The organism is Kluyvera intermedia (genome assembly GCF_021440345.1).
Classification (GTDB): Bacteria; Pseudomonadota; Gammaproteobacteria; order Enterobacterales; family Enterobacteriaceae; genus Kluyvera; species Kluyvera intermedia_A.
The window spans coordinates 1-263 of record NZ_JAKCNS010000121.1; the positions used below are offsets into that span (position 1 = coordinate 1).

The 263-nt window shown below is 47.1% G+C and carries 1 tRNA gene; it reads right to left on the reverse strand.

Going from position 1 to position 263, the window contains the following annotated elements:
• Nucleotides 1–131: 131 nt before the first annotated feature.
• Nucleotides 132–207: transfer RNA gene (locus LZ634_RS21600), tRNA-Glu, on the reverse strand.
• Nucleotides 208–263 lie beyond the last annotated feature (56 nt).

Below are 263 nucleotides of genomic sequence, written 5' to 3' on the forward strand. Positions count from 1 at the left end.
AGAACAGACACAGTGTGTCGTTTCAATTTTCAGCTTGATCCAGATTTTTAAAGAGCAAATATCTCAAACGTAACTCAGAGAGTCAGTTTTGAGATATTGAGGTCGGCGACTTTCACTCACAAACCAGCAAGTGGCGTCCCCTAGGGGATTCGAACCCCTGTTACCGCCGTGAAAGGGCGGTGTCCTGGGCCTCTAGACGAAGGGGACACTGAAGTCTCAATCGCAAGACGCCTTGCTATTTACTTTTCATCAGACAATCTGTG